The sequence below is a fragment of the Streptomyces sp. GESEQ-4 genome (genome assembly GCF_017948455.1).
Classification (GTDB): Bacteria; Actinomycetota; Actinomycetes; order Streptomycetales; family Streptomycetaceae; genus Streptomyces.
Genome location: NZ_JAFFSU010000063.1, coordinates 1 through 2,662, shown reverse-complemented (window position 1 = coordinate 2,662; position 2,662 = coordinate 1). Strand labels below are relative to the sequence as shown.

General features: G+C 69.3%; 1 protein-coding gene. It reads right to left on the bottom strand.

Annotated elements, in window-relative coordinates:
* Window positions 1–1,402: BTAD domain-containing putative transcriptional regulator (locus tag KCH48_RS41770; protein ID WP_210582867.1), on the bottom strand; the 1,402-nt coding region annotated here is incomplete at its 3' end.
* Between the last annotated feature and the right edge of the window lie 1,260 nt (window positions 1,403–2,662).

The window sequence follows — 2,662 nt, the reverse complement described above, 5'->3', positions numbered from 1 at the left end:
AGTCGGGGTTGGTGGCGGCGCGGGCGGTGGTGATGGCCAGGGCCAGAGGGAGCCGGGCGCACCGGGTGATGATCTCCTGCACGGCGTCCGGTTCGGCCGCCAGCCGGTCCTCGCCGAGGCGGTGGGCCAGCAGGTCGCGGGCCTCGGCCGGGGAGAGCAGGTCCAGGGTCAGGGGGTGGGCGCCCTCGGCGGCGACCAGGCCTGTGAGCCGGTTGCGGCTGGTCACCACGGCCAGGCAGCCGGGAGAGCCGGGCAGCAGCGGGCGGACCTGATCGGCATCGCGGGCGTTGTCCAGCACCACCAGCACCCGCTGCCCGGCCAGCAGGCTCCGATACAGCCCCACCCGCGCCTGAAGATCCACCGGGACCTGCGGGGCCGGCACGCCCAGCCCGTCGAGGAAGCTCCGCACCGCCTGATCGGGCGTCACCGCCGCGCCGGACGGGTCGAAGCCGCGCAGGTTCACATACAGCTGGCCGTCCGGGAACCAGTCGGCCACCCGGTGGGCCCAGTGCACCGCCAGCGCCGTCTTGCCCACCCCCGCCGTCCCCGACACCGCGGAGATGACCACCGCAGCCGACCGCTCCGCACCAGTGGCCAGGATCCCGTCCAGCTGGGCTAGTTCCTCCGCCCGGCCGGTGAACCCCTGTGCGTCCAAAGGCAGTTGCGCCGGGACCGCCCGCAGGGCCCCGGTCTTGGCCGACGGCAGCGCATCGCGGGCTGCGGTCCGGGCGGATTCTCCACGCAGCATCGCCTGATGCACGCGCTGCACCTCGGCGCCCGGTTCCGTGCCCAGTTCCTCGGCCAGCCGTTTGTATAAAGCGGTGTAGCAGGCCAGTGCCTCGGCCTGCCGCCCGCACCGGAACAGGGCCAGCATCAGTTGCCCGGCCACCCGCTCATCGAGCGGATACGCCTCCGCCCGCGATGAGCATTCGGCCAGCACCCGAGCGTGCTGCCCCAGCCGCAGCCGCACGTCCACCAGATCGATCTGGGCAGCCAGCCGTTCTGCCTCCACAACGTTGCGCTGAGTGTTGAACCACGGGGTGTCCGCCCCGGCGAACGCCTCCCCCCGCCACAGCCCCAGCGCCTCCTCCCACAACGCCACCGCACGCTCATCCGCATCCACCGACCGGGCCCGAGCCGCAAGGTCACGGAACCGGTGCAGGTCCACCGCCTCCACCGCCACCGAGAGCCGGTAACCGCCCTGCTCCCGCACGAGGTCCGGTCCCCATGGCGTCAGCGCCTGCCGGAGCCGCGACACATACCCATACAGCGTCTCCCGGCCCCGCCGCGGAACGCGCTCCCCCCACACCCGCTCCTCGAGCACACCCGCCGGCACCACGTGGCCGGCGTCCACGAGCAGCGCCGCCAACACCCGCCGCTGCCGGGCATGCCCCACATCCACCACGGCATCACCCCGCCACGCTTCAACGATGCCCAAAACCCCGAATCGCACCGTCACCCCGCCCCCGTGGTCGTGATCACATCACTCCGGTCTATCGCCGCAGACCAGGGGTTCCAAGCCCGATTCAAGACTTTCCCCAGGTTTCCCCATGGCCGCCGCAGCACAGTGGCACACACCACGGCCCGACCGCCCCGGCCAACAAACCGCCGTCACGGGCAAGCCGGCCGCATCGGACGGCGGGGCTGTACCGCCAGTCGAAAAGCAGCTCGAGATCCACGAGAAGGGGATTCAACCATGGTGAAGAGAATCGGTGCGGCACTCGCGCTAGTGCAATGAGGCCCTTTTTCGCTGTTGTACGCGCCCGTGTCGTCGGACGCCAACTCGACCGGCCCGTCGTGCCGATGCCTCGCCACGTGTATGGCAACGCTGCGGACCGACCGGAGGACCCGGACCCGTCACGGACAGCATCCATCGCGCACTTCGCAAGCGACGCTGGGTATTTGGCCTGGCTGAAAGGGGCACAATGAAGTATCTGAGAAGGTTCGCGGTACTGGTCTTACCAGTACTCACCGCGCTTTCGCTATGCGGTTCCGCAAACGCCGTGCCGACGGGTTCACAGAGTCCGGGAGCAAACGACGGGGTTTCGGCCTCACGCCCTACGTCCTCCGCGCCCGCAGCACTGAGCAGTTACATCAGCAATCAGGGCTTCCTGGGTGTCGGTGTTATCTATGAGGGCGACGGAAAGTACGTGCACGGGAAGTACGATGCGATACTGCACCCCGGCCAGCGCACGGACACCAATCTCGGCTGGGACCGCGCAGCGGGCTTCTACTTGGGCTTCGGGTCGTGCACTGGTCTCTGGGTCTACCAACATGGCGAGTGGGTTGGCACTGGCAGGTGGTATGCGGGAGAACAGTGGGTATGGCTCCCGGACTGGGCAACAAATCCAGACAGGTTCGAAATCAGGCCGTACTACTGCTGATTACTTCGAGACCGTCGCCTGCCGGCGCACCCGAGGCTGGGCAGGTGGCGGCCAAGGCGGCCGCACTCGAAGCCGTACTGCCGCGGTCGAGGCACGGAAACACCGGGTGCTCTGGCGTGGGCCCTACATCAAAGGGCCTGCCGATGCGCCGCTGATGATGGGGGAGAAGGCCTACCTCGTGGATTCGTAGCGGCGCCCCGGAGGCCGGCGCCGGTGATCAGTACGTGAAAGGCCCCGGCTGGACGGGGGAGACCAGCCGGGGCCGCGTGCGGTGGGCG